General features: G+C 65.9%; 17 protein-coding genes and 1 pseudogene. 2 read left to right on the top strand and 16 right to left on the bottom strand.

The annotated features are described in order from the left end of the window. Positions 1-556: 556 nt before the first annotated feature. The 14 genes and pseudogenes from AC08OX_RS05320 to fdxA all read right to left on the bottom strand — a co-directional run bounded on the left by AC08OX_RS05320 (position 557) and on the right by fdxA (position 18,174). Positions 557-1,414, bottom strand: coding sequence for an NAD-dependent epimerase/dehydratase family protein (locus tag AC08OX_RS05320; RefSeq protein WP_476606787.1), 858 nt, complete (start codon positions 1,412-1,414; stop codon positions 557-559). Further along, positions 1,411-3,006, bottom strand: coding sequence for a GMC family oxidoreductase (locus AC08OX_RS05315; protein ID WP_476606786.1), 1,596 nt, complete (start codon positions 3,004-3,006; stop codon positions 1,411-1,413). The genes AC08OX_RS05320 and AC08OX_RS05315 overlap by 4 nt, the downstream gene beginning before the upstream one ends. Before the next feature lie 57 nt (positions 3,007-3,063). Next, positions 3,064-4,038: a glycosyltransferase family 2 protein gene (locus tag AC08OX_RS05310; protein WP_476606785.1), complete on the bottom strand. Its 975-nt coding sequence runs from the start codon at positions 4,036-4,038 to the stop codon at positions 3,064-3,066. 116 nt (positions 4,039-4,154) lie between these two features. Continuing rightward, positions 4,155-5,474, bottom strand: coding sequence for a lipopolysaccharide biosynthesis protein (locus AC08OX_RS05305; protein WP_476606784.1), 1,320 nt, complete (start codon positions 5,472-5,474; stop codon positions 4,155-4,157). Between the two features lie 64 nt (positions 5,475-5,538). Beyond that, the gene (locus tag AC08OX_RS05300; protein ID WP_476606783.1) at positions 5,539-6,666 is read right to left on the bottom strand and encodes a glycosyltransferase family 4 protein; all 1,128 of its coding nucleotides are present in this window, start codon (positions 6,664-6,666) and stop codon (positions 5,539-5,541) included. 70 nt (positions 6,667-6,736) lie between these two features. Then, positions 6,737-7,381 (bottom strand): hypothetical protein, encoded by a 645-nt coding sequence (locus AC08OX_RS05295; RefSeq protein ID WP_476606782.1) that lies wholly within the window; start codon positions 7,379-7,381, stop codon positions 6,737-6,739. Then, complete coding sequence (locus AC08OX_RS05290; protein ID WP_476606781.1) at positions 7,378-9,162, bottom strand: glycosyltransferase; 1,785 nt, start codon at positions 9,160-9,162, stop codon at positions 7,378-7,380. The genes AC08OX_RS05295 and AC08OX_RS05290 overlap by 4 nt, the downstream gene beginning before the upstream one ends. A 271-nt stretch (positions 9,163-9,433) precedes the next feature. Continuing rightward, a complete protein-coding gene (locus tag AC08OX_RS05285) occupies positions 9,434-10,651 on the bottom strand; it encodes a glycosyltransferase family 4 protein (protein ID WP_476606780.1) in 1,218 nt (405 codons plus the stop codon). A gap of 208 nt (positions 10,652-10,859) precedes the next feature. Continuing rightward, positions 10,860-11,675 carry a glycosyltransferase family 2 protein gene (locus tag AC08OX_RS05280; protein WP_476606779.1) on the bottom strand — a complete coding sequence of 272 codons (816 nt, stop codon included), beginning with the start codon at positions 11,673-11,675 and terminating at the stop codon, positions 10,860-10,862. 966 nt (positions 11,676-12,641) lie between these two features. Next, positions 12,642-14,267 (bottom strand): sugar transferase, encoded by a 1,626-nt coding sequence (locus tag AC08OX_RS05275; protein ID WP_476606778.1) that lies wholly within the window; start codon positions 14,265-14,267, stop codon positions 12,642-12,644. A gap of 277 nt (positions 14,268-14,544) precedes the next feature. Next, entirely contained in the window at positions 14,545-15,624 is a 1,080-nt protein-coding gene (gene dapE / locus AC08OX_RS05270; protein ID WP_476606777.1) for a succinyl-diaminopimelate desuccinylase, read from the bottom strand. A 92-nt stretch (positions 15,625-15,716) separates the two neighbouring features. Further along, complete coding sequence (locus AC08OX_RS05265) at positions 15,717-16,559, bottom strand: 2,3,4,5-tetrahydropyridine-2,6-dicarboxylate N-succinyltransferase (protein WP_476606776.1); 843 nt, start codon at positions 16,557-16,559, stop codon at positions 15,717-15,719. Positions 16,560-16,648: 89 nt separating this feature from the next. Then, positions 16,649-17,791: pseudogene (gene dapC / locus AC08OX_RS05260) on the bottom strand (succinyldiaminopimelate transaminase); the annotation flags it as partial. Between the two features lie 59 nt (positions 17,792-17,850). Then, a complete protein-coding gene (fdxA, locus tag AC08OX_RS05255) occupies positions 17,851-18,174 on the bottom strand; it encodes a ferredoxin (protein WP_011438232.1) in 324 nt (107 codons plus the stop codon). An 85-nt stretch (positions 18,175-18,259) separates the two neighbouring features. On the opposite strand from fdxA, the gene AC08OX_RS05250 reads away from it, so the two are divergent. Together AC08OX_RS05250 and AC08OX_RS05245 are read left to right on the top strand one after the other, a co-directional pair. After that, positions 18,260-18,724 (top strand): putative acetyltransferase, encoded by a 465-nt coding sequence (locus tag AC08OX_RS05250; RefSeq protein WP_476606775.1) that lies wholly within the window; start codon positions 18,260-18,262, stop codon positions 18,722-18,724. Then, a complete protein-coding gene (locus tag AC08OX_RS05245) occupies positions 18,721-19,707 on the top strand; it encodes a transglutaminase family protein (RefSeq protein ID WP_476606774.1) in 987 nt (328 codons plus the stop codon). Before AC08OX_RS05250 ends, AC08OX_RS05245 begins: the two co-directional genes overlap by 4 nt. Before the next feature lie 55 nt (positions 19,708-19,762). Here AC08OX_RS05245 and AC08OX_RS05240 read toward each other — a convergent pair whose 3' ends face one another. Both AC08OX_RS05240 and AC08OX_RS05235 read right to left on the bottom strand, forming a co-directional pair. Next, positions 19,763-20,416, bottom strand: a complete 654-nt coding sequence (locus AC08OX_RS05240; RefSeq protein ID WP_476606773.1) for a flavin reductase family protein — start codon at positions 20,414-20,416, stop codon at positions 19,763-19,765. A 128-nt stretch (positions 20,417-20,544) separates the two neighbouring features. Continuing rightward, complete coding sequence (locus AC08OX_RS05235) at positions 20,545-20,985, bottom strand: DUF6113 family protein (RefSeq protein ID WP_476606788.1); 441 nt, start codon at positions 20,983-20,985, stop codon at positions 20,545-20,547. Positions 20,986-21,105: the final 120 nt, after the last annotated feature.

Below are 21,105 nucleotides of genomic sequence, written 5' to 3'. Positions count from 1 at the left end.
GTCGTCATCAACGGCGATTTCGACGCCTACTGGGCGTATCACCTCGACCGGGAACGCGCCCGCAACCACGACAGCAAGTACTCACCCAGCTACACACTCGCCGCTTGATCTCACCTGGGGAGAACTGCACCCATCTCACTTTCCGCAGAAACTACCATCCGTCAGAGGAGGTGAGCAAATGGGCATCCCGCCGTCCCGGCACAGGCATCATCCCACCACAAACCCGTAGGACACCCACGGCGACAACAAGAGAACCATCGGTCGAGGAACGCCGCGGTCACCGGTCGATCGAAGCCTCGATTCGTGCATGCTACCGTGATGATCATTAACCGTTACGGCTGCAGGGTGGTGACAGCGCCTCGGCCATACCAAGTGGGCAAGGAGCCTAGACGCCATTAGTTCGGCCGTTCCGCCTGCGGCGAATGAGTATCGCCGCAGCGTGGTTCGACGGAAGGTAACAGACGATTCACAGCATGTGCTGATCGACTGGCGGGCACGCGTCGCCACTCCGGGCCTCTGGCGTCAATGCGAATCCGGCACGCCCTCCAGGTCCCACTCAGCGCGGGAACGGACGCAACGATACACCGAGTTCCTTGACACGCTCATAGTTCACCACCTGTGGGGCGGGGCGGACAAGGCCGAGTATCGAATCCGAACGTACCGGCAGTGGTATTCGTATCGCCTCCAAGGCCACGAGAGAACCGTACAGCGCCTTCCACGGGACGGGGAGAAATCGTGGCGAACGACCCGCCTCGCCCGCAAACTTCGCAACGATGTGCCGGAAGGACACCGGCTCTGGATGCGCGACACCAAGCGGCACCGAAATTTGACTATCCTTGACCAGGATCGCAGCCACCACAGCAGCCAGATCTTCCTCCTCCACAGTGAACTGGTAGGGGTTCCCACTCGGAGCCGGACTCACCGGAAGGCGGGACAACCGGGTGAGCGCGGCGGCCATCCCCCCCGCCCTCCTTCCGTAGACCAGGCCCGGCCGCACTACCGAGGCGCCGAAGGCGAGGGCGTCGCGTTCGATGGCGAGTTTCGCCGTCCCATATAGTTGCGCCGTCCCCTCATAAGCCGACATCGACGAGATGACGACGACCTTCGGGACGGAATTATGCGCCGTTTCCAGAAGAGCTCGAGTCGGATGGATGTTTACCGCCTGAATATCTGTCCAGCGCCGGGCTCTCATGTCGTAGGCACAATGCACAAGCGCATCCAGGCCATCGAGAAGACCGGGGGCGAGAGCTCGCCTGGAGTCATAGAAGCGCCATTCTTCCGTCAGGTCGGCTGGCGGCCGTCGAACCAGTTGCACGGTCGTCCAGCCATCCTTGCGTAGCGCGTTCTGGATCACGCCGCCCACATAACCCTGGGCACCGGTGATCCCCACGGTGCGCGTACCCGTATTCGTCACAACCCTCGCACCTCTGATCCTATTCGGTGTGCATTTGCCATGATCGTAAAAGTAAATGTCGTAGCCGCCACAGAAGGGAACACCGATGCGTCAACCAGGTGAATACGCCGCCACCCCCCTACCCGGCCAAGCATGTCACTTGTATGCCGGGTTCCCGAAACCCCGGAGGAATGCGGGAAGCTCCCACCCCAGTGGTAGCTCTTACCCGGCGCCGAACAGGAAACCATCGGCACCACCGGCCACAGATCGAGGAACGGGGCGGCGGTGACGAGCCGTCGCACCACCTTCCGGAGCAGCCCATTTCCGAGGACGCCGTCACGGGTACCGCTCAGATGAATTTCCGGGAGATCCGCTTCACCAGCAGGCGGGACAGCCTGAACCCGTAGCCGTGGAGAGGCCCACGACGGGAGATAACCCAGACCGACCGTAAGCCGCCGAAGAACCTCGTCACCAAGTACGGAGCCCCAACCGGACTGCAGGACCCGCGGAAGCGCCTCGGTGATCGCGGGATTATAGGGATAAAAGTGGATCTGTGATACATCGAGACCGACGTCATCCAGCACAACAATCATATTGAACTGGTTGAGAGTCATCTCCCCGTCCGCACGCGGATCAGGTGTCCGGCGCCGCGACAGCATGGGAACCGTGAACTGCGCAGATTCGGCGAGCTCGATCCGCTCATCGAACCAACGCAACGAGTTCAGAGCAATCCTCGTGCTGCCCAGGGCACCCGCGGCGAGAAAGATCCGATCTCCTTCTAGCTCCTGGGTCTGGCCACTCACGGTCTCCCGGGCGAACAGACGGGCCCCGGACTCGGACTCCTCAACCCGGAATACCAGGAGTCCCGGCAGGTACTTGACCCGACCTTCGCTGATCAACTGGTCGAATGTCTGTGCGGAGGAATAGATCAGCCGGTAAGGACAGCCTGTCATACAGAGACCGCAGCGGACGCACTCGCCACCCCGGAGGGCCAGGCGAGCCTTTCCGACGGTGATGCCGTCGCGGCGCAGCCGCTCCCGATGCCTACCGTAGTCACCAATAACCTGGCGGGTCCGCGGTGCCAGGGTCGGCAGCGGTCGTGGCTCCCGGAACAATGGAAACAACTCGGCCAGATCGTCGATCGCGCCGGACATCGGGACATGGTCAAGGATTCGGCGGTAATGCGGCTCCAACTCCTGGAGGGTGAAGGGCCAATGGCCGAAAGTCGCCTTGCTGAAGGGCATTAACTGCGAGCCCCACACATTACTGAAACCGCCGTACGCGCTGGAGACTACGGCCCGGTTCGCACCCACCATCGCACTCACCCCGCGGAGCTGCCCCTCGTCCCGGAAGGGGAAGTCGGATCCGTAGACCCGCTTCTCCGGAAGGGCCCGGCGCGAGGTGGGCACCGGCTGACGACTGATGATCTCAACCTGGTCGGAACGCCACTCGTCCGACTCTGAGCGACCGAGCTCGTCGACGATGTTGGCAGCTTCGGCCTCGAGCCGCGTCCCGATGTCCACGACCAGGATTTCCTGGGTCGGGTCCTCGGCCAGTGCCAGAGCCGCTCCCGCGGCAGCGGGGCCCGATCCCACGATTATCGTCCGGGACATGTCACTTCCTTTTCCTGGCTACCGGATCGACCACAGCGGCGTACGTTCCCGGGAGAATCACCGGCCGGCGCGGTACTGGTGAAAAGTGCCCACGAGGTATCCGCTGCCGGCCGCCGCGACCCCGGCCAGCATGGTGGCCGATCGCAACGCCCCGGAGAGTTCACCCGAACGGACCGCCCGGAGTTCCCGTGCCAGGCCACCACTCAACGTCTGCGCGACGAAACGCCGCTCGGCCGCCATGCTGGCCGCGCTTCCCATGCCTCGGAATGCGGCAACCTTGCCCTTGTTCACCGTGTAACAACGCTTCCAGAAGTACCGCCAGGTCAGCCTCTCCTTCGGCACGTGATGGTGGACCACTGCCGCCGGCTGATACATCACCTTCAGATGAGGCCAGCGGTCTGCCAGCCGATGGCACATATCCATGTCGTCATGGTTGTCGGAGTGGAATCCGTTGATCTCAGCCAGGGCGGAACGACGGACCGACATGGCGGCGCCGATCAGGCGTCGGGTCGGTGCGAGAGTCTTGGGCAGGCCCTCATAACTGCATCCAAAGACCCAGTCGAACTCGCCGGGAAACCAGCGAGGGCGAGGAACGGCGAAGTCCGGAAGCGGCGCGCCGCCGACCGCGACCACGTCGCGACGGCCGAAGACCGCTACGATCTCCGCCAGCCAGGAAGGGTCAGCGCGAGCATCATCATCGAGGAAGGCCAATATCTCACCCGCAGCGATTTCGGCTGCGGTGTTGCGAGCTGATCCCAGCCGTCCCGGATAGCGGTTCTCCACGACCACTACCCGGACATCCGCGTCTCGATCAGCGAATCTCTTGGCGGCCATCTGAAAAAGCTCTTCATTGTGGTCGATGCAGAGAATTATCTCTATCGGACGGTACTTCTGCGCGAGCAGGGAGTCGATCGCCCTGTTCAGCAGTTCCCATCTTTCGAGCGTGTATGCGCATACAATCGCACTCACCGTCGGTTCCGTCGTCGAATGCAAAACGCTTACCTTCCCCCTGATATCCCGGCATTCGTCCATGGGTCTCGCTCGTCGAATCTCCGGCGCCGAGTACAGGTCGCCAGTCGCTGTTCCGTCACCTCACGACCACCCCAAGACGCTTCTGGTCACCGCTCTGTTTCGGGTGCCATGCCAATTCATCCGGGTACCCGCTCAATGGCCACCGATGACGAACCAGACGTCTGCGGCCGGTCACGCCACACGTTCAGGAGGACCGGCGCTACGACGACCGCCTCGATGAAGACGGCCGTGACCCAGCCGACGCATAGACCCGTCGTTCCAAACATGCGGCCCCCCCCGAAGGCCAACGCGATCTCAAGAACCGTTCCGCAGGCAATCACCCTGGCCGCCGCGGCCATGCGGCCCTGTACCCGACGAAGAGTCACATAGTGATCCTTGACGACCAACGAGATCGTGGCAAGGATGAGAATCCGGAAGGCGGCGACGGACCTACCATCGGTGTAGGCTTCTCCGAACGGCAGCAGAATCAGACTCGTGACGGGTGCCGCGAGTGCGCAGAGCGTCACGCTGATCAGGAGCCCGAGCGGGATTGTCAGGCGCATCTTGGCACGCGCCTCCTCTTCGGCGCGGCCCGTGTGCGCAAGCAGGGCCGTCGGCAGTGCATAAGGAACAACGAAGAGAAAGGAAGCGGCCAGCCGAGCGGTCGAGAATCGAGCGGTGTCCGCCGGTGTCGTCGTCAGGGCGGCAATCACAGGAAGAATCAGAGTCGGCACGGTCAGCGCGAGGCTCAGCACGTAATTGCCGGCTATCTCACCCTTGATCGCCTTCAGCTCGGCGATCCCGGTCTGCCGTTCCGCTCGCCTGGAGTTTCGATAGGGTGGTCGCCTGAAGTACTTGTAGCAAACCGGGAGGGAGACGACCGACGCAATAAGCCAGGTGGCGTAGAGGTCCATGCCGGTGCGCAGGCCCACGATGACAAAGGCAACGAGCAGACCTGCTCTGACGATTGCGGCGAGCAGATTCCGAGCAAGCTGGATCGCCCCACTCGCCGCCCGGAGGATCGCGTAGTCGAGAGTGGTGGTCACCGTAAATGCAGCCACTCCCAGACTGAAGGCAGCTATACTGCCTGGACTGCTACCGATTGGCTGCAGAGTGGTCGAGAGCCAGCGGGTACAGAACGCCCACAACAGGCCGAGTAGCAGCCCGGCCACCGTTACCAGCGCCATGCAGGCGCGGACCAGAGTCAGGCGGCGGTCCTCCGGCAGGTCGGGAAGATGCACCATGAGAAGCGTCCCGAGCCCCAGCATTCCGATCGTGCCGAGGACCGTCATCGAGGACACCGCCGCCGCGCCCACCCCGACGGCGTCGATGGAGAGCGTTCTCGCCGCGACCGACCAGAACACAGCTCCAAGTAAAGACGTTCCGAGCTGGGTGCCGAGTAGGGAGCTCACGATCGTCAACAGGCGCGCGAAACCGGCACCGGAACCCTTCTGCACGGATTCGCTCGGGACGATACCGCTCCCGGCTGGCGTCTGGCGCCTTAAGAAGATCGTCTCCTCATCAGACCGACTCACGATAAATCCTCGCCAAGGCTTCCGCACAGCCGTCCCAGGTCGGCAGGGTGGAGATTTCGGGAGTCGGCCTCGTCTCGCTCGGTGAGTCCCCAGCGCTGGCGAGCAGGTAGATGCCCAGCGTCTTCGCCACGAGTTGTTCATCGGCCGGATCCGCAACGCTCTGCACGAGCCCTGCCGCAGCCAGCTCTCCCAGTCCGGCAGTGGGCGCCACCACCACCGGCCTACCCAGGGCCACGGCTTCCATGACCGCGACCGGATGAGCCTCATACTCGCTAAGCAGGGCCACGACACCCGCTCTCGCGATACAGTCAGACATTGCCTGCCGGTCCTCCGGTGGGATCGAGGTGAAACTCACCCGGTCCACCACACCCAGCCGGTCAGCCAGGCGCCTCAACTCCGGCTCATCAGGGCCCCGCCCCACCAGCATCAGCCGTACGTCAGGAACTAGAGTAATCAGACTCGGCAGAGCGCGGACAAGGTGCCGCTGTCCCTTGTACTTCTCCAACCGGCCTACGCAGACGACAAGCGGCTCACTCGTATCGGGTTTGACATGGCCACTCGGTGGAACGATGGACACTCCGTTCGGGACGACCGAGATCCGGTCTGCAGCGACCCCGGCTTGGCGCATGAAGATGTGGGACTCGAACTCCGCGACGCAGATGACGCGGCGGGCGTTCCTGATCAGTGGCCCGAGCAGGCCCCACTGTACTCGGCGCGCCGTGTTCCGGACCTGCGAGGAATGACCGCCGGTATGCGGTGAGACAATATACGGAATACCCCTCAGGCAAGCCGCCGCCATCGCCACCGGCGGCACGAGATTGTGAATTCCCTGACAATGAACAAGATCATAAGAACCGAATCCGACCACTTTGGCAACGGCCGGCGCCAGATAATAGTCTTTTTCTTGCGGCCACGCCGCGACCCGGTGCACCACCGTTCCCGCGACATTCTCCCTGCTGGGAAGCTTGCCGCTGCGGTCGGTCGTCAATATCTCCACGGTAATGTCACTAGTAGCGTTGAGTCGACGACTCGTCTCGTAGACATGCGTCTCGGTACCACCCATGTCCGGGAAGAATCGTGCCGCCACCTGGAGCACCCTCAGTGCCGTCCCCATTTCCCCTCCTCAGGTCGACCCATCCTTCCGGGACCGGCTGTCCCGGGGTTCAAGCGCACGTCACCCGCGCCTAATCCTCGATCTCAGTGGAACGGACCACGTAACTACCGACCATCAGTTGAACCGTTGCGACGCGCGGGTCCCCGACATCACGAAGATCAATATAGAGCCGGACGTCATCGTCCTCAAAAAGACGACGAGTCCATACCGACCCGTCATCCCGTACTATCTGTAATACAAAAGACCGCTCATCCTGGTAGCCACGCACCACCTCGATTTCCACCTTGCCGTCGATACTGCGCGCGGCGATTGCTGTGACCGGTCGCCGCGCTACCGATCCCGACTGCCAGGAAAGCGCGATCGCACCGCAGAACACAGCGACGACAATCGCCAAGAACAGCGCGCTGGACGGTTTCGGCATCGGGATCATGACCAGCCTTGCCGGTCTCCACGGTGCACCAGCCCGGAGAAGAAGTGCCACCACCACGGCAAGAAAAATGTCGTAGCCCACTGCGTGGGTGGCTAGCCCCAAAGCGGAGAGAGCGAGAGAGACGAACATCAGGATGCACACGACTGCCAGCGCCGCGCAGGTATGCACATAGAAGCCGGTTAGCTGAGGCCGGCGTTGTAAAACCAGCCAGCGGATCCCCTGATACACGAAGGCGATTAGCGAAGTTCCCACGAGCCCCTCGAGCACGAGGATCAAGACTCTCATCGGCCGGCCCGGACAGCCGAGGTCGAGTCTTCCCAGAGGCCCGAGACGTCATAGATACGGACGACTCCGTTGTCGTAGATCCGCCGCGATCCAGGCGTGATATCGAACTTGCCGAGTTCTGCATGGGTGAGACGCGTCCCCTTCGGGGCCTCACCATTCACCACGTAGTACGTCTCATGCGGCAACCCCTCGGCCAGCCGCTGATCGATCACATAATACCGTATCTGACCTCTCCGGAGCAGATCCCGCGCCTGGGCATGGAAGGACGGCGCGAAAAGGATCTGTCCGGTGTTCCCACCTCCAGGTACACCGATCACCAAATACTGATTTCCGGTGGCAGCCAAAAGCGCCCCCAGCTCCCGGTCCGCGGCAAAGTGGGCGCCGTCGGGAAGATTCCGGGCCGCCCACTGCGCCGCGGCGTTGGCGGAGCTATCGATGGAACGGCCGTCGGCAACGACGAGGTAGGGGCCCGGTATGCGGTTCCAATCGAGTCCAGAGCCCATCAGGGTGCCCCCCATGAAGGCTATGGTGCCGAAAAGGGCCACCACCCACCGCAGCAGCCTCCGATGGTTCTCGATATACCAGCCAATCGAGTATGCGGTGATGATCGACAACCCGATGAAGATGAAGGTCGATAGACGTACGGATATCTCCGCCGCCTTCGGGGCGATCGTGGCCACCAGGGCAATCGGATACAGGAGTTGTAGCAATCGAAGCGACCGCAGCACCGCACCCGCACGTCCGTCCGCCGCAGGTCTCCTCCGGAATGGGCCCAACGGCATGAGTGTCGCCATCCAGATAAGCAGCGAGAGCACAATGAGAACAGTTTCCCAGCGCGGGTTCCTGGTGCCACTCGAATCTGTCGAAATTTTTCTCGTCTCACCGGTCCCGCTCGCGATTCCCGTCAACTGGAAAACGGCATCGTGAAAAACTGGACCGAGATATCGGTTGAGCAGCGGACCACTGACAATCGCCCAAGACGCGACCAGGACAAGGTCCGCCACTGTGATACCCAGGAATATGGTAGCGGTGCGGCGGTCCCGTCGGGTAAACGCGGCGACCGTCACCATTCCCAATATGGCGACGAACACCCAGCTCGTGGCATGGTGCGAGAAGGTGAGAGCCAGCGCCGCGCCCGCCGCCAAGACGGTTTCAGTGCGGCCCGCCGCCTCGTTCGTAACCAGCATGAGAAGCAGGACACCGAGAGCCACGGCTAGCGTCTGATACGAGTACTGCGCGTTGAAGAAGAAGAACTGCGGGCTACAGCTGTAGATACCGACAGCAATACCCGCGGCGTGGGCGGAACGAGTCACCTGCTCGGCGAGAAGGAACAGGCCGGCGATCAGCAAACCCCGAGAGAGCACGATGACAAGAAAGGCGGAGAGCTGTGGTGGCAGACGGGTGATCTGTACCACCGCGTTGGTGACCACCTCGAGTCCAGGGAAGCGCGGGCTGACCGGCAAGCCAGAGTTAGCCGTGAAGAGACGACCCGTTTCCCGGATGTCATGCAAGGTCCGGATATGGAGCATCTCGTCAAAGCGGACGAACTGGTGGATCTGGAGTATCAGATACGCCAGCAGGAGGCCCATGCCCAACAACAAACAATCCGTTATCCTCGCCCGCCGAGATGTTGCCGGATCCAAGAGCCCCAGACCGGCCGGAACGAAGATCAGGAGCAGGCCAATCCAGTAGAGCAGGAGGCCCGTGCCACTCTCACCCTGGCGCCCGAGTACGTAGCCACCAGAGACGGCCAGCAGTCCTACCGCGGTGGCTGCCGCCACCGGTAGCGTCTCCCTACGGTACCTCTCGGAATCAGCGCGTAAAAGTAACCCGCCACGATCGCGGTAGTGCAGATCGGTCAACAAACTCGCACTCAGCCCAGCGGATACCACTCTCCGGGTCGCCTCCGGCCCCCGGCCTCGCCCGGTGAGTGCGGTACGAAGATTCCGGGGTATGAGAGTCGTCTCCTCCTCATGGAGGCGGTAGGCCGGCATTCCGCCGACCGAGGATGAGTCGAGTTTCTCGACTGGTGAGGCCTCGTTCCTCCGACGGTCAACGAAGCGATGCACGGACGACCTCGCGATAGACCTCCTCGATACGTGGCACCACCCGACTCGCGGTGAATTCTTTCGCACGCTCCTTCGCGGCAGTGCCCATGCGCGCCCGCCTAGTACCATCCGCCAGGAGATGCTCGATCGCGTCGTGGAGAGCCACCGGGTCGGCCGGGGGGACCAGGACTCCCTCCCGACCGCCAGTGATCATATCGGCGATACCTCCCATCGGCGTGGAGATTACTGGTGTCCCGGACGCCATAGCCTCGAGGACAACGGTCGGACAGGGATCATGCCAGGTAGATGGAAGAACAGCGAAGCTGGCGTGGGCGAAGGCACGCATGATCTCAGCATGAGCTCGCGGCTCGCTCAGAATCACCCCGGGCGGAAAATAGCTCGGTGAATCTGCCGTCCGGCGGCCGACGACGAGCAGCGGCGGACGGTCATCCGGAAGCCTCTCGTAAGCCCCGAGTAGTGCCCCTGTCCCTTTGTCCAGGCTCAGATCACCGACGAAAACCAGGTAGCCATCGGAGACGAGCCCGTCCGGCGGTCCGCCGGGCTCCGCGCCGATGAGCTCGTCGGGGATAAAGTTCGGGACGACCTCATAGGGAATCCGCCCACTGTCCAGCCGGTTGAGCCGGGCCACGGCGTTGCTCACCGCAAGGTATCGGTCGACAGCCCTGTCGCGCCGTCGTGTGCCACCGCGGTTAGCCGCGAAGGTCAGGGGCCCCACCACGCCGGAGTAGTGGTTTCTGGTGCATCGTATGCATCGTGACAGTGCTGGGCCGGAGCACACCAACTCCCCCATAAACATCATCCGCTTAGTGGCACAGACATGGCTGTAGTCATGCAGGGTGACGACGATCGGGACGTCGAGGTACCTGCGCAGCGGCAGCGCACTGTTCACGATCCAGTTGTGCGCATGGATAACGTCGGGCTTCACCTCACGCACGATCCTGGCGATCGCCGCTGCTACTAGCGGATCTGGCACCGGCGGCGCATAGACCCGGTCGGTCGTGTAGAGCAATGGAAGACCTGCGGTTGTCGGCCGCACTAGACGCACGTCCAAGCCATCCCGCTCCTCGGCCGCCGCTCGAGGGCCAAAAGTTATCACCGTGACGTCGTGGCGTTCAGCCAGCTGCTTTCCGAGATTGAGGACATGACGTTCCTCCCCACCGACGATCGGCGGAAAGAACTGTGCCAGCAGAATTACCTTCACGATGATCGCGGTCCGGACCCCCGAGGCGGGACTCTTGACGGTTTGGGTGAAGTCATAAGAGGCGGTCTCGGTTCATGTCGTGGTAGGAGCGCCTCACGGGTAGGGGAACTAGCAGGCTTCTGATATATCGAAATTTGACCATCCGCCACACCGGCGGAACCGCTCCGCACGGCCCATACTCGGGAACAATCGTCCCGGCACAGGGACATCAGGCCGTTTCTTCGAAAGCGGGTGGGGCGCGCACCGTTTCGGCACCCCGCTGGACTGGAAGCGGATCGGTCCTAGGATAGATCGCCAATTCAGCCTTCTCGCTCGAGGCGGAAGACTCGACGAAAATCGTGCGCAACACCCGGAAACCATCCGAGAATGCGTTCAGATTACTGACCCCATGCAGGCGTGGATGTTCAAAACTTGGGACCTCCGCTATGCGAAGTCCAGCCCGCACGGCCCGCATGTTGATCAACGTCTCGATCTCGAATCCGTCCCCCCACTGCTTTTGGGGTCCGGCACCGCCTGTGTCCAAGTCGAAGATGGGGACGACCCGTCGCCAAAAAGCGTTGTAACCGTAGCAGAGGTCGGTGAAGTCCGAGCCAATGAGCATGTTGACCAGGAAGTTCAGGAGACGGTTCCCGAGCCGACGGAGACGAGTGATGTCGGCGCTTCCGCCGTTCGCGACGAAACGCGAGCCCTTGGCAAAGTCAGCACCTGCTTCGAGCGCATTAACGAACGCAGGAATCTCGCTCGGGTCGGCTGAGCCGTCGGCATCGAGCATGACAATGATGTCACCACTGGCCTGGGCGAACCCACAGGCCAGAGCGTTTCCCTTGCCACGGCGATTCTGGTGTGTCACGACTATATCCGGCCGAACACGACGAGCGACTTCGACGGTTCCGTCGGTCGAGTGGCCGTCAACCAGAATTATTTCAGCGTCGCCCGGTAGTCGAGCGAGAACATGTGGTAGATTTTTTGCTTCGTTGAGCGTCGGGACGATGATACTGACAGTCGGCGAAATACGGCCTCGCATAAGAGGTCCCCCGATTTCGATATACTACTGAATTTGGAGTCTTTTCACGCTTCTCATGCACTAGCGACAGCAAAGCCTGACGGAAATCTGCGGCAATCAGGAATGGACGGAGCAGGCCGCTAGAAGAGACTGCGAGACAGGACTCGATCAGCGTCCACTCAGCGAAGCAAAGACTCAACTACCACCCCCGCGACGGCTTGTCACTTCTTTACGAAAAAAATTAAGCTGAGCGCCTCACTTCGCCCCCGATCTCAAAGCGTGCCTCACCTCGCCAAGAAGCGCCGTCGCGTGCGGTAAGTGTACCAGGTAACCTTCTACAGGTTACCCCTATGGGCGTCGCCAGCAGAGTGTGCACTGCAACACTATACGAAGACACACCGGATCACCGCTCCGCCCCCCTGGATCGCTACTCTCTGTAGGACTCAACTCCCGTTCACCCTCCCGCCGACACCGCGGCACCAGCATTCGAGACGGCCATCGGTGTCTCATTTTGCTGCCATGACCCTCCACCGCAAGCAAGAAGTTGATGGGGGAGACGGCCAGAGATGGGCCCACGATCTGCTTCGCAGAGCATCCTTTGATGCATCTCCGCTCGGCCAGCGAGATAGAGCCGCCGAGCCAGGTGGGTCTCAGGCCACGCGCAACAACGCGTCGTCGATCCGGTTAGGGTCTGACACGTCTCCCCGATCGACGGTGGGTCACGCAGCTCCTCGCGCGCCCGACACCAATCGTCAGATCGCCCGGCATGCTGAGCTACCGGTCGTTGACGGGTTCCGGCTGGCAGGCTGCACGAGTCCTTGCCTGGGGCAGGACAGGACAAGCCAAAATGATCGTTTTCGGCAAACATCCCGGGAGCCGCGGTCCCAAATACTCCCCGAAGGCCCCGGCCAACCGTCCCGGGAGAGAACCCGGACGACACCCAAGATCGCGAGTCACGTCAGAGCAGTGCCACTACGCGAGGAAGGCTCAGTACGCACCCTCGCGGCGCAGGACCGCGAACACGGTGCGCCAGAGGATGTAGAAGTCGAGGGGCAGCGACCAGTTCTGCACATACCGCAGATCCAACCGCACCGACTCGTCCCATTCGAGGTCCGACCGGCCGCTGATCTGCCACAGGCCGGTCAGCCCCGGCTTCACCATCAGCCGGCGGTGCACGTCGTCCTCGTAGCGGGCGACCTCCGACGGCAGTGGCGGGCGCGGTCCCACCAGCGACATCGTGCCGTTCGCGACGTTGAGCAGCTGCGGCAGCTCGTCGAGCGACCACTTGCGCAGGAACTTCCCGACCTTGGTGATCCGCGGGTCGTCACGCATCTTGAACAGCAGCCCCTCGGCCCGCTCGTTGCGGGACTCCAGCTCCGCCTTGCGCGCCTCCGCGTCAACGTACATCGACCGGAACTTGTACATGGTGAAGTGCTCACCACCCCGGCCAACCCGGGTCTGCTTGAAAATGGCCGGCCCACGACTGGTCAGGCGCACCGCCAGCGCCAGGGTCAGGAACAACGGCGCGCACAGCAGGAGAACCCCCGCGGCCACACTGCGGTCGAACAGGCCCTTCATGGCCCGCCGCGCGCCGGTGAGCTCCAGCTCCTCGATGTGCAGCAACGGCAGCCCGGCCACCGGACGAATCGAGATCCGCGGCCCGGTCACGTCGGTCAGCGCCGAGGAGACCAGCACGTCGACGTCGCTGCCCTCCAGCGTCCACAGCACCCGGCGCAACGTCTCGCCGTCCATCTGCGGACTGATCGCAACCGTGGTGGCGTGCGTCGCCCGGATGGCCGTGTGCAGGGTTTCCGAGGTGCCGACGATCGGCACCCCGAGCAGGTCGAACCCACTGCGTTCCGGGGAGTCGTGACTGTGCCGGCCCGGCGAGCGGTCGAGCACGACACCGACGACCGACCAACCCGACGTCGGATCCCGCTGGGCCAGCCGGACCAACGCCGCCGCGGAGTCCCCCGCCCCGACCACCAGCACCCGGTGCAGGCAGCGGCCCGCCCGGCGCATCCGGTGCAGGTAGCCGCGCGCGGTGGCGCGGCCGGCCACGGTCAGCAGCAGCGCCGCCGGGAAGGCGATCAGCACGTAGGCACGCGCGAGCTCGGCCTTGGTCGCATAGGACAGGACGGCCACCACCGCGGTGAGCTGCGCGGCGGCGTTGAGGACCCGGCGGAACTCCTCCGAGCCGCTGCCGAGGAACCGGCTCTCGTACGCCCGGCTCAGGTACATCGACAACACCCACGCGACGGGCAGCAGGATCGACATGGCGACATACGGCGTCGCGGAGACCGGCTTCAGGTCGAACTCAACCAGTCCGCCGAAGCGGACCAGGTAGGCCACTCCCGCCGCGACCACGCAGGCGGCCGCGTCGGAACCCACGAGCAGCCAGCCGTACGGCCGTTCCCAGCGAACCTTCGCCCGGTAGTCGACGACACCGTCGGATGTTCCGTCCGCGCCGGGACCCGCGCCGGGGCCCGCGCCCACCTCGTACCCGTCGTACCGGGCGGGCTCATCGGCCCCGTCCAGCGGTTTCGGAATGGCATCCGTGCCCGGCCCCGCGGCCAACCCCACCTGTGCATGGCTGAAGACAGTGTCCGTCACCTGGCAGACCCCCCACGGCCGCAACATCTTCGGACCGACGACGGGGGGAGCGCTGCTTGGCGCCGAGCACGCATGTCACCTGCGTATCGACGTGCCCAGGCCTGGTGCCGAGCCCCCGAACCCGCCGCACCACCGGCCATCCGGACCCCCCCATCCGACCGGCACCGCACATACGCGAGTAACTCTAACGTGCCGAGACAGGAGGATCCACGACGTCAACCCCGATGACTCATACGCGTAACAAAAATCGCGACTAGGCGGTCAAGGGACACGACAGTCAGGAGACACCGGACAGGTACGCCCGTAGCAGCCGCTCGGCCTCGTCGATCGCGGCGAGCTCGACGTACTCGTCCCGGGTATGGGCCAGGTTGGGATCGCCCGGCCCGTAGTTGAGCGCCGGGATCCCGAGCTTGGCGAAGCGCGCCACGTCCGTCCAGCCGTACTTCGCCACCGGCACACGACCGGTGGCGGCGACGAACGCCGCCGCGTGCGGGGCGGCGAGCCCGGGCAGCGCCCCGCCGACGAGATCGGTGACCTCGACGTCGTAGCCACCCAGCACCTCGCGAACATGCGCCACCGCCTCGTCGGGGCCCCGGTCCGGGGCGAACCGGAAGTTCACCGTGACCTGGCACCGGTCGGGGATCACGTTGCCCGCCACCCCACCGTCGATCCGCACCGCGCAGAGCCCCTCACGGTAAGTGCAGCCGTCCAGCGTCACCGTCCGCGCCCGGTAGCCAGCGAGGCGGCGGAGCAGATCGCCGGCCTTGTGGATGGCGTTGTCCCCGAGCCACGACCGGGCCGAGTGCGCCCGGGTGCCGGGAAGCGTCACGACCACCCGCAGGGTGCCCTGGCAACCCGCCTCGATCTCGCCGGAGGTCGGTTCCATCAGGATGGCCAGATCCGCCTCCAGCCAGTCCCGGTGCCGGGCGGCGAGCCGACGCAGCCCGTTGCGGGCCGCCTCGACCTCCTCGTGGTCATAGCAGACCCAGGTGACGTCGTGGCTCATCGCGCCGGGCGTGGCGACCGGGAGCGTGGCCGCGAGCCGCAGCGCGACCGCGACCCCTGCCTTCATGTCCGACGTCCCGCAGCCGTAGAGCCGCCCGCCCACCACACGCGAGGGCAGGTTGCCCGCCAGCGGAACGGTGTCCAGATGGCCGGCAAGCAGGATCCGGCCGGGCAGCCCCAGCTCGGTCCTGGCCACCACGGCGTCACCGTCCCGGTCAACCCGCAGCCCGTCCACCGCGGTGAGCGCCTTCTCCACCGCGCCCGCGAGGGCGGCCTCGTCCCCACTCACCGAGGGCACGTCAACCAGCGCCCGGGTCAGCTCGCCGACGGGCGCCGTGAGGTCGAGGCTCATGCCGTCACACCCTACGGTCACCGGGCCAGCGGATCGTTAACCGGCGATAAGATCATTAACCGGCGACAGGACGCCAGCCGGCAACAAGATCGTTAGCTGGCGACGCCGTGCTCCCGCAGGATGTCGTTCAACGCCAGCTTGTCGTGGATCTCGCCCTCGGCGAGCGTCCGCAGCACCAGGATGCAGGGCATCGCGAACTCTCCGCCCGGGAACGACTTCACCCGGTTGGAACCGACCGCGACCGCCCGCTCCGGGATCTCCCCGCGCGGGTACTCCGCGCCGGTCGTGGCGTCGAAGACATGGGTGGAGGCGGTCAGGATCGCCCCGGCGCCGAGCTTGGCCCCGCGGCGCACCCGCGCGCCGTCCACCACCATGCAGCGACTGCCGACGAAGGCGTCGTCCTCGACGACGACGGGGACCGCGTTCGGCGGCTCCAAGACCCCGCCGAGCCCGACCCCACCGGACAGGTGCACGTTGCGGCCGACCTGGGCGCAGGATCCGACCGTGGCCCAGGTGTCGACGAGGGTGCCGGCGCCGACGTAGCCGCCGATGTTGGTGTAGCTCGGCATGAGGACGGCCCCGGGCTCGACGTGCGCGCCCCAGCGCACGATCGCGCCCGGTACCACCCGCACACCGTCGAACCGGGTCTTGAGCGGCACCCGGTCATGGAAGCGGAAGTCGCCCGCGGACGACTCGACCATGGCGAGAACCTTGAAGGACAGCAGGATCGCCCGCTTGGCCCGCTCGTCAACGGTGACCGAGCCGTCCACGGTGACCGTGGCGACCCGGGCCACGCCCGCATCGATGGCGTCGACGGCGGCCACCACGATCTTGCGGGCGTCGGCGTCGGCGGGGGTCAGCTCCGCCCGCCGTTCCCACAGTTCGTCGACGGCGGGATCGATCGGAGAGTCGAGGGATGTGTTCGAGGCGCTCACAAGCCCGACCCTACGAGGTGGCCCCGGCCCCACGAGATGGCGGGGCCACGGATCCGGGCCGGGTGCTAACGGATGTCCGGCTCGGCAGCCCCATAGCTGCCCTGAGTGACCGGCTGACCGTAGTCGGGCCGAGCGCCATGGCCGGGCTGCCCCGTGGCGGCGACCGGCAACAGCATCGTCATCCGCTCGGGAACGGTCGCCACCTGCGAGTCCGCGGCGGTCAGGGCGATCCGGACGTGATACCGGCCAGCCTCCCCGTAAAACGTCCCGGGCGCGACGAGTATCCCGACCTCGGCCAGCGCCTCCACCGTGGCCCAGGCCTCCTCACCCCGGGTTGCCCACAGGTAGAGGCCGGCCTCGCTGTGATCAATGGTGAAACCCGCGACCGCAAGCGCCGCCGCGAGGACGGCCCGCCGGTTGGCGTAGCGCGCCCGCTGATCCGCCACATGCATGTCGTCGGCGTACGCAGCCGCCATGGCGGCCTGCACGGGCGTCGGCATCATGAAGCCGGCGTGCTTGCGGACCGCGAGGAGACCCTCGACCAGGGCCGGGTCACCGGTGACGAACCCGGCCCGGTAGCCCGCGAGGTTGGACCGCTTCGACAGCGAATGCACCGCCAGCAGTCCCTCGTGGGAGCCGCCGCACACGTCGGGGTGCAGCACCGAGACGGGCCGGCTCTCCCAGCCCAGCTCGATGTAGCACTCGTCGCTGGCGACGATCACACCGCGCTCCCGCGCCCAGGTGACCACGGCGCGCATCTCGTCGACCGTGAGCACCCGCCCGGTCGGGTTCCCCGGCGAGTTCAACCAGATCAGGGTCACCCCGTCGGCCGGGCCCGCCACCGGTTCGCAGCGGGCGAGCAGCGCGCCGACCTCGTAGGTCGGATAGGCCGGGGTCGGCACCCACACCCGGTCACCGGGTTCGAGCCCGAGCTGACCGGGGAGCTGGGCCACCAGTTCCTTCGTCCCGAGCACGGGCAGCACCGCGCCCGGGTCGACGAGCACGCCGAGCCGGCGGGCCAGCCAGCCTGCCGCCGCCTCGCGCAGCTCCGGGGTACCCGCTGACCGCGGGTACCCCGGAGCGTCAGCGGAGCCGGCCAGCGCCTGCTGCACGACGGCCGGCGTGGCGTCGACCGGAGTACCCACCGAGAGGTCGACCAACCCATAGGGATGCAGCCGGGCCTTCTCCTTGAAGGAGACCAGCTGGTCCCACGGGAAGTCGGGCAGTCGCACCCGGGACCGGGCCGGTGACCGCGGGACTCCGGAGATATTGCCGGGTCTCCCCGGGCCGCTCAGGACTCGCCCTGAGGAGCCAGCGCGGCGACCGTCGGCGGGTCGAAGTCCAGGGCGCCGACCTTCGATGCGCCGCCAGGCGACCCGAGCTCCTCGAAGAAGTTCGCGTTGGTGTCGGTGTACCCCTTCCACTGATCGGGAACGTCGTCCTCGTAGTAGATGGCCTCCACCGGGCAGACCGGCTCACAGGCACCACAGTCGACACACTCGTCAGGCTGGATGTAGAGCATCCGTCCGCCTTCGTAGATGCAGTCGACCGGGCACTCCTCGATGCAGGCCCTGTCCTTGACATCGACGCAGGGCTCTGCGATGACGTAGGTCACCGGTTTTTCCTCCTCGGGCTCACGGGCGACTGAGTCCTTAGTATCGACCTGGACAGTTCCGTGTCGACAACAAGGGCGTGCGCTGGTGGTGTATGTCGTCCGCATCACTCCGGCCGATGTTGGCGCGCGAGTTATGCTCCGCCACCGCATCCCCGGACCGGTATCCCTCAGTGATGTTCTCGGAACGTTGCGGTCATGGTCATCGGGCGTGCTCACGGTTGTCACTGCCGAGGGCACACCCGTCCAGGTTACCGAGGATGCCGTCGTAGCGGCACGCGTCATCCCACCCCGCCCACCGACACGACGTACGCGGAATGTCCCGGGTGCGACGGCTCTCATGGAGATTGTCCCGAATACGACTACCCCGAAGGCGACTATCGCGGGGGCGACTGTCCTGGGGACGACCGTCCCGGACACACCCGATCCGGACACGACCGTCCCGGACACGACCGATCCGAAGGTGCCCGGCCTGAAGGCTGCTGCCCCGCCAGGGGCGGCTGCCCCGGAGGCGGCCGCCCCTGGCGTGAACGCTCCGAGCGAGCTCTTGTGAGCACCCGCAGCCGCGGCAGGTTCGCCGAGGTCGTGCGCCGCGAGCCGATCGACCTGGCGGTCGCCTGCCATCTGCTCGCCGCCGAGGTCGACCCGGCAGCCGACACCCCCGACGCCACCGCCACCCTGAACGCCCTCGACGCATTCGCCGCGCAGGCCCGTCCACTGCTCGCCGCGCGGACGACCTCGAGCCGACGGCCCCGGTTCCCCCGGGCCGAGCACGGTACGCCGGTGGCACGCCAGACCGGCGCACCGGGGCAGGCACAGCCTGGACAGGCACAGCCGGAATCCGGATCCGAGGCGGCAGGGCGCCTGGAGGGGTTCGGCCCGGGAGCGGGGGATTTCGATCCGAGGATCGCCGCCGAGACGCTACACGAGTCCCTGGGGCTCGCCGCCGGCTTCGCCGGGGCCGAGGACGACTACACCGACCTGCGCTCCTCGCTGCTCCCCGATGTGCTGCGCCGGCGGCGCGGCCTGCCGATCCTGCTCTCCGTCGTCTGGCTGGAGGTGGCCGCCCGGCTCGGGGTCCCCGCCTATCCTGTCGGGCTTCCGGGGCACGTCGTGGTCGCGGTGGGTTCCCCCCAGGACCACGTGCTCGTCGATCCGTTCGCCGCCGGCCGACTACTGACGGTGCACGACGCTGCGGAGAAGGTACGCGCGGCCGGGTTCGCCTTCACCCGTGCCCACCTCGCCCCGATGAGCGCGCAGGACGTGCTCACCCGGATCCTCGGCAACATCCGGGTCCTCGGGGCACGCTCGGACGCGCCGCACATGCGGCTGTGGGCCGTCGAGCTGTCCCTGCTGCTCCCCCACCACCCGGCGAGCCTGCGCCGGGAGCGCGGCGAGCTCCGCGTCCGGTTGGGCGACTTTCTCGGCGGAGCCACCGATCTGACCGCGTTCGCCGACACGGTGGCTGCGGTCGAGCCGGCCGCCGCGGCGGCCGCCCGCCAGGCCGCCGCCGCGGCCCGCGCCCGGCTCAACTAGCCCCGGAGACCGTCCGCCCGCCCGGGAACCGTCCGCTAGCTTCGGGAAGCGTCCGCTAGCTTCGGGAAGCGTCCGTTTCCCGCTGCGCCTCCGTTCCTCCCGTATCCGCACCGACCGGGTCGAGGTAGCGCCCGTCGTAGAAGACGAGCGGTCCGACATCGTCCCGCGGCTGGGCGAACGAGACGACCTCACCGAGGACGAGAGTGTGATCCCCCCCGGGATGGGTCGTGACCGTCCGGCACTCGAAGACCGACAGCGCGCCGTCGAACAGGACCACTCCGGTCTCCGGCCCGATCGAGTGCTCCCATCCCGCGAACATGTCACCGGGCTGGTCATACGCGCGTTTCGCAAAGCAGCGCGACGTCTCGGCCATGTCCTCGGCGAGCACCGAGACTCCCCACACCCCCGAGGCCATGAGCGGACCGTGGAAGCGGGCGTCCCGGCGGATGCTGGCGAGCACCAGCAGCGGGTCGAGGGAGACCGAGACGAACGAGTTCGCCGTCATGCCGAGATGGCGACCGTCGGCGACGGTCGTGAGGACCGTCACTCCGGTAGCGAACCTGCCGACCGCCCTGCGGAAGTCCGCCGTCCGCAGCGTCGACCGGTCGGCCTGGAGGGCCGGGGAGACCGGGGAGGTCTGGGAGACCGGGGAGACCGGGGAGGCGGGCGCGCCGGCCCGGTTCTCTCCACGGTGCGCAGGGCTACCCACCCGGCCACGCTACCCGCTCCGCTCACCACGTGGGCGACAGTCCCCAAGGGCCGGTGACATCTCCCACATCACAAGAGCCGGTGACATCTCCCAGGGCGAGACAGACGACCCCGCAACCGGACCGGTGCTCAGCAACCGGGAGGAAGCGCCGTGAGCCCCCGCCGTGCCCCGGCGAGGACGGCGATCGCGATCGGGCTCAGTGCCCCGAGCAACAGGAACGCGTAGCCGGATCCGCTCGCCCGCAACAGCAGGTCCCCCTCGGGGCGGGAGCTGGCGAACAGCAGCACGACGACGGCCCAGCCGATGAGCACGGTCGTGGGTCCCAGCCGGGTGCCCGTCAGCCACCGCACCAGCAGCGCGGCACCCCCGTTGCCCACCAGCGCGACCAGTACGCCGAGCGACAGCAGCATCCCCCCCGGCCGTGGACCGGCGGGAACGAGGAAGACGCCGTAGAGACCCAGCCCGACCCCCAGAAACACCCCCAATGTGTAGGAAGCGGCCAGAAAGGCCCTGCCGGGTTGCGGGTCCGGGGACGGTTGTCCCGACGGCCGTGCCGGCTGTCGGGACAACCGGGTTGCGGGCGGCGTCCGGCGGGGACCGGCGCTGGGACGGGGCATTCTCCGACAGTAGGACATCGTCCGCCAGGCCCACCCGGTCAGGCCGACCAGCCCCGAGGCCCCAGCCCCGGG

Source organism: Frankia sp. CoBUL1, assembly GCF_978021245.1.
This window is presented reverse-complemented; position numbering and strand designations above follow the sequence as displayed.